General features: G+C 31.7%; 5 protein-coding genes and 2 pseudogenes. 6 read left to right on the top strand and 1 reads right to left on the bottom strand.

Features of this window, described 5'->3' with window-relative positions; all coding sequences use genetic code 11:
- Positions 1–985: BC_2427 family protein (locus tag ACQVV1_RS03320; protein WP_431168616.1), on the top strand; the 985-nt coding region annotated here is incomplete at its 5' end.
- A gap of 235 nt (positions 986–1,220) precedes the next feature.
- On the opposite strand, the gene ACQVV1_RS03315 is transcribed toward ACQVV1_RS03320, so the two are convergent.
- Positions 1,221–1,652, bottom strand: coding sequence for a GNAT family N-acetyltransferase (locus tag ACQVV1_RS03315; protein ID WP_242252957.1), 432 nt, complete (start codon positions 1,650–1,652; stop codon positions 1,221–1,223).
- Between the two features lie 224 nt (positions 1,653–1,876).
- On the opposite strand from ACQVV1_RS03315, the gene ACQVV1_RS03310 reads away from it, so the two are divergent.
- From ACQVV1_RS03310 to ACQVV1_RS03290, 5 genes and pseudogenes are all read left to right on the top strand, one after another.
- Entirely contained in the window at positions 1,877–2,737 is an 861-nt protein-coding gene (locus tag ACQVV1_RS03310; RefSeq protein ID WP_431168615.1) for a DegV family protein, read from the top strand.
- Between the two features lie 12 nt (positions 2,738–2,749).
- A pseudogene (locus ACQVV1_RS03305) lies at positions 2,750–2,891 on the top strand (SHOCT domain-containing protein).
- A 196-nt stretch (positions 2,892–3,087) separates the two neighbouring features.
- Positions 3,088–4,671 carry a M3 family metallopeptidase gene (locus tag ACQVV1_RS03300; RefSeq protein ID WP_431168614.1) on the top strand — a complete coding sequence of 528 codons (1,584 nt, stop codon included), beginning with the start codon at positions 3,088–3,090 and terminating at the stop codon, positions 4,669–4,671.
- Positions 4,672–4,683: 12 nt separating this feature from the next.
- On the top strand, positions 4,684–5,436 hold the full coding sequence (locus tag ACQVV1_RS03295; RefSeq protein ID WP_309258919.1) for a WecB/TagA/CpsF family glycosyltransferase: 753 nt from the start codon (positions 4,684–4,686) through the stop codon (positions 5,434–5,436).
- 15 nt (positions 5,437–5,451) lie between these two features.
- Positions 5,452–6,442: pseudogene (locus ACQVV1_RS03290) on the top strand (phosphotransferase).
- Positions 6,443–6,450: the final 8 nt, after the last annotated feature.

Here is a 6,450-nt window from a genome sequence, read left to right as displayed (position 1 = left end):
AGTAATTGAATTAGAGAAAGAAAATAAAGAAACAGAATCAAAAAAGGGAGATAAAGCGATTGAATTAGAGAAAGAAAATAAAGAAACAGAATCAAAAAAAGAAGAAGTAATTGAATTAGAGAAAAAAAGTAAAGAAACAGAATCAAAAAAAGAAGAAACAATTGGATCAGAGAAAGAAAGCAAAGAAACAAAGTCAAAAAAAGAAGAAGCAGATAAATCCGAGAAAAAGAGTAAAGAAACAGAGTCGAAGAAAAAACGTCAAGATTCAGTGTCAAAAATAGAGACATTAGTACGTTCAATAGTAGTAAAAACCCCATTTTCTATTATTTCAGATGTGACTAGTTTTATAAAATTCCCTAATATGAATGTGAAAAATCAAGAAGTATTTGTATTTCGGAATCAAAAAGATGAAAGGGGTCATGAATTGGATACTAAGTTATTAACTACAGTGCAACATTATCATGGAGATGTTAATTGTAATTTAGTTTCTTCAAACCTTTATGAAAAGAGAGTGCTTTTAGAACTTTCTAATGAAAAAATAAAAAGTAATATGGAAGAGAATTGGGTAGGAACATCTTCGTGGATCCCTATACACGGAATAATTTTAGATAAGGAAGATGAAGGAGGAGTAAATAATTATATACCTGCGAAATTACCAATAGAAATAGGGAAATATAAAGGTGAAATTAATTTACGAGAAAAAGTGGTATTTAAAGAAAAAGTTATAGAAATAAAAGAGGTGTCACAGGAAATTATTTTAACAAAAAAAGAATTTTTATTACCAAAAATAATAAGGAAAGGAAATAATCCATCTAAAATTGAAAAAGGGAGCTTACTCGTAGAAGGTTATATTTTTCAATGTATTGAATTTATATCGGAACGAAGTACACCGCATGATAACGTGTATCAGTTAATACAAAACCTTGTATTGGAATTAACTGTGCAATTATTACAAGAACAGGAAGTTTGGGTGCGGATTAGATAATTAATCATCTCTACATCAATTAGTTAAAAATTTCTTCAGGAAAATGTATTAGAGAAACTTAAAAATAATGCTAGCAAGTTTGTAAATGAGCTTGCTGATAAGCGTTTGGGAAAGATATGAAATACAACTGATGGATCGCTTTAAAAAACCAATTCCTTTAATAGATGAAATGGATAAATCTTTGTTAAAACATGAGGTGTAACACAAAGTGTATCCACCCCCATTATAGAATAACTTACATTTTAAACAGTAATACATGTTTATCATAATGTTTTAAACACCAATTATATTTTTTTAGAATAATCGGATGGACAACTTCTTTCGTAGTATCAACCTCAGTATAGCCATATTTCTTATAAAAGTTTTCTAGTTCCTCAAAAGGAAGACAATATACATTTTGAACTTGTAATTTTTTCGCAGTTTGCACTAAAAATGAAACAAGTTCCCCAGCTAATTGTAGCCCTCTAAATTTAGGAAGAACAAAAATCCCACCCATTTCAATAGTATCTTCATCTATTTGGACTAGTCGTCCAACACCTGCGTACTCATTGTTGTATGTAATGATCACAACTGTATCCCGCTTTAAATCACTTCGTACAAACCCTATCGATTCATATTGATTATTAATCCATTCTAAATCATTATATGTAGCCAGTTGAATACTCATATACATCCTCCTTCAGAAAACTTTTACTATTTCCATTATACATAATATAATTTCAGGAAAAAGTGGTTAAAATGGCATGATTTTTATTAACAGTTCAAGTTTTGAAGAATAGTGCATATAATATAAAGTGTTTTCCTTTCTTCATTTATGTTTTGCGTATATAATTTAAAAGTACTATTTTATATTTTATTATTTTATATTTATAACAGAATAGAGGTTTAAAAATGGGTGTTAAAATCATTACGGATAGTGCGGCGGATTTACCGGTAGAATTGCTGCAAGCATATGATATTGATTTAATTCCACTCCGTGTTTATGATGAAGCAGAAACAGAGTATTTAGATGGAGTTACATTAGAGTCAGTTACATTATTGCAAAAAATGAGAGAAGGCGCAGTTTATAGAACGTCATTGCCTTCACTTGAAACTTTCCAAGAAAAATTTGTTTCTTATGCAAAAGAAGGTAATCCTTGTATATATTTAGCTTTTTCATCTGAACTGTCTGGTACATATCAATCGTCAGTTGTCATTAAAGAGGAAGTAAAAGAAACATATGCTGATTTAGATTTAGAAATTATCGATACAAAATGTGCTTCGCTTGGTCAAGGGCTTGTTGTTTTAGAAGCTGCTAAAATGGCGAAAGACGGTGCATCGAAAGAAGATATTTTAAAGCGTGTTGATTTTCTAATGAATCACATGGAACATATCTTCACTGTAGCTGACTTGCAGTACCTTGTTAAGGGCGGGCGCTTAGGTAAAGTAGCAGGTTTTATCGGTGGTTTACTAAACATTAAGCCAATCTTAAACGTAGAAGATGGAAAACTTGTACCACTTGAAAAGGTAAGAGGGAGAAAGAAAGTACTTGGCCGAATTGTAGATATTATGGAAGAGCGTGGTAAAGACCTTAAAGCTCAAACAATCGCACTGACTCATGGCGACGACTTAGAAACAGCTGAAGCGTTAAAAGCATTAATTACGGAAAGATTTGGCTGTGAAGTATTTATCGTAAATACAATTGGTGCAGCAATCGGAGCACATACAGGACCTGGCGTTATAACGCTATTTTTCTTAAATGAAGTAGAGTAAAGGATTGATCTTTTGATCAATCCTTTTTTTTCTTCAAGGTAATGCTACTACTTCTGTAGCAGATGAGCTAAAATAATTTAAGGAATTATTAGATATGGGCGTTATTATAGAAGATGAATTTAATGCGAAGAAAAAGCAGTTACTAAATATATAAATTAGCATGAAAATGCTAAATATAAGATGTTAAAAAGGTGATTCTGTCTTGAACAGAATCATCTTTTTTGTGTGTTGAAGTCTTTTGTTTGTGAAAATCTAAATATTTCAAGATGTTAAAATTTAGTTATCTCATATATAATTGTTTTACGGGAGATATCTGTAACTATTTGTAAAAATAGGAGGTGGCTATAAAAATGTATAAAATTGCTAGGTGGGAGTTAAATTCATTGTATTCGAATGAGGATATCCTATCTCCAATATTGGAGTTGAAAGAACAATTTTTTGTAACAAAAGATATAGGGATTCTTTCAAAACTTATACAAGCTATTGAAAAAGCAGAATGCTATTTGTACTGTCGATCGGCTAAAGAAAGTGTTGTATCGGATATTACTAGATTGACTGTGAAAGTAAAGGAATTAAAAAGTGAAGTGCAGCAAGTAATACTACAAAGTGAAGTGGAAATTACCGATAATACTAGGTTAATAAAAGATGAACTTCATGCGTGGGAAAACATGTACATACAATTAAGGAATAGGATAGAAATAGAGCACAATAATAAGCAATTATCATTTGGACAAGCAAATCATATTGCAATGAATAGTGATAATGAAAAGGAAAGACTAGAAGTATTCGAGTCATTAACATGTGCTTTACATAAGGAAAAAGAAATTTTTGCTACTGTATTAAATCAAATAGGAAGATTGCGTAATACAAAGAGTAATGAATTAGAAGATAGAGAGATTTTAGCAGGGTCGCTTCATGCGAATGGTATTTCAGCAACTGTAATATTACAAATGTGGAATGCGACAGAAGAAAATCTAGATAAATTAGTTAGTGCTTTAAATGTGTATAAGAATGGCAGAGCTTCGATCACATGGCATGAACTTATGACAGTACAGGAAAATAATGAGGTTATTATTCCTTTTTCAGTAGCAGTACAAAACATATACGATGCATTAAAAAATATAGATAAAGAATTAGCAGAATTTGCACGTAATGCGATAGAAAGTGGTTGGGTAGATGCGGAACCGCGAGAGGATAAACCACCAGGTGGATTTTGTGCTCCTTTTTTTAGTGAGAAAGAATCACGAATCTCTATGCGTTATGACGGCAGTATCGATAGTGTAAGAGTACTTGCTCATGAACTAGGACACGCTTGGCATTTTTATAATATGAGTTTTGAACAATCCTCTTCTTTTTTAGATGATTATTTGCCAATGAGTACAGCAGAATCAGCGTCTATTTTCTTTGAAACTACGCTTATAAATTATCTAATTCAAACTACAGATAGTATAGATATGAAAAAGTCATTGTTAAGTTGGAAAATAAGAAACTGTTTTAATTATGTAATGGCAATTCGAGCATCGTTTGAATTTGAGAAGAACTTTTATGAAAAATGTAAAGAAAGTCCTTTAAGTGCTGATGAAATCGAGAAATTATCTATAGCAACGCAAGAAAAAGCATACGGGAATGCATTATCAGAATATCAGCCGTTTGTTTGGATGAAATATGTTCAGTTTTATATAGCAGATGTTCCTTTTTATAATTATCCATACACATTTGGCTATTTAGTTAGTTTTAGTTTATTAAAAATAGCTCAAGAAAGTAAAAGTACTTTTCACTTGAAATATAAAGAGTTTTTACGAGAAACAGGAAAATTTCCAGTGGAAGAACTTATGAAAAAACATTTTGAAATAGATATAATGAGCTATGAATTTTGGGATAAAGCTTTTAGACAAATTTCTAAAGATATTGATGTATATTTGCAACTTATGTAAGGGGAGAGTATAGTGAATAACCAACTTATAAAGGGAATACCTTTTTCAACTTTAGAATATGCAAAAGCTATAAGCTTATTAAAAGGTTGGCTACATGAACAACAAGAGAAACCAAGGTTTGTAGTAACTGCAAATCCTGAAATTGTTATGTCTGCAAAGGAAAATACGGATAAATCAAAACAGTTTAAAAAGATGTTACTATCTGCGGATTTAATAACAGCAGATGGGATTGGCGTTATAATTGGCTCGAAAATATTAAAAGGAAATTTGAAAGAACGTGTTACTGGGGCAGATATCACTCACGATTTAATAAATTATTGTAACGACAATGAATATCGTGTCTTTCTTTTTGGAGCTGCGCCAGAAAGTAATAAAAAAGCATTAGAAAAATTAAATGAGCAGTTCCCAGGAGCAAAGTTTAAAGGACAGCATGGATTTGTAAATGGTGAAGAAATAGAGGAAGTAATAATGAAAATTAAGCAATTCAAACCGCATTTATTGTTAGTAGGACTAGGTTCACCAAAACAAGAAGAATTTATCTATGAAAACATACAAACATTAAACATTCCGCTATCTATAGGTATCGGAGGCATGATTGATATAATATCTGGTACTGTAAAAAGAGCACCAAAAATTATGAGGGATACTGGAACTGAATGGCTGTATAGGTTACTTTCACAGCCGAAAAGGTTAAAGAGACAACTTGTACTTCCGAAATTTTTATTGTCGGTTATGGTAGAGAGGATGAAAGGAACGCCAAGTTAAGAAAGGATAAAAAAGATGATAGAGCCGTTATCTAATGAAAAAGCTAAAATGATATTACAAGAGCTGCAAGTAGAGTGCGAATCTTTATTTGAATTTAAAATTCAAAAAGTAATTCCTATTCATCGTGGTTGGTTAAACTTGAAGTGGAAACTCGAAACGGATGTAGGGAACTTTGTATTAAAGCAATATAATAAAGAACGATATAAGTTATATGACCCATTGAAGTTATTGCAAGCATTACAACAACAGCAAAGATTACATAATAATGGTGTAAGTTGTCCAAAGTTGTTAACTTATAAAAATAATGTAATGCATATATCAAAGAGTGATGAAAGATTTATAGTATTAGAACATAAAGAAGGTAATCTAGTCTCACCGGGAAAGGTGAATGAAAAGGAAATCCACTCTCTTGGTCAGACGATAGGTCATATGCACAAATTGTTAAATGACGGCAATTTAATAGAAGGAGAAATCCCTAAATTTGTTCCGCCTACTAAAGAGGAAAGGTTAACACATTGGGAAGAGAAAAGGAGAGAAGCTAGGAAAAGAGCACATTCTTCCCTATATAAAATTACAACAAGAGGCAACACAATTGGTAAATGTAGATCAATTTTATAATAGTAAAAAGGGATGGGTACACCGTGATCTATGGGTAGATAATTTCTTATTTCATAACGATAAGGTCTCGGCGATTCTTGATTTTGATCGTATGGATTATGATTATTTTGAGTTAGACATTGGGCGTGCGGTTATATCGTGTGCATTAGATGAAGGAATATTAAATAAGGATCTTGTTGCATTATTTTTAGCGGGGTACCGCAGTGTAATAGAATTTTCGATAGGGAGTATTGTTCGGGCAATACAAATGCTTTGGTATATGGAGAGTACATGGTGGATTCAGGCCAATATGGATCAGCATAGTGTACCACCTTCACGTTTTGCGGATGAAATGAATTGGATAGCTGAAAATTACGGTGCATTAAATAATATATTGGCAGACTTATAAGTGAAAAA

This window comes from Bacillus basilensis (assembly GCF_050630465.1).
Taxonomy (GTDB): Bacteria; Bacillota; Bacilli; order Bacillales; family Bacillaceae_G; genus Bacillus_A; species Bacillus_A basilensis.
Note: the sequence above shows the minus strand (reverse complement) of the source record. Positions and strands in the feature narration are given on the sequence as shown.

What these genes read in the sequence shown, in the direction of transcription:
- ACQVV1_RS03310 (WP_431168615.1), top strand. Translation starts at nt 1,877, where the DNA reads ATGGGTGTTAAAATCATTACGGATAGTGCGGCGGATTTACCGGTAGAA.
- ACQVV1_RS03315 (WP_242252957.1), bottom strand. Translation starts at nt 1,652, where the DNA reads ATGAGTATTCAACTGGCTACATATAATGATTTAGAATGGATTAATAAT.
- ACQVV1_RS03300 (WP_431168614.1), top strand. Translation starts at nt 3,088, where the DNA reads ATGTATAAAATTGCTAGGTGGGAGTTAAATTCATTGTATTCGAATGAG.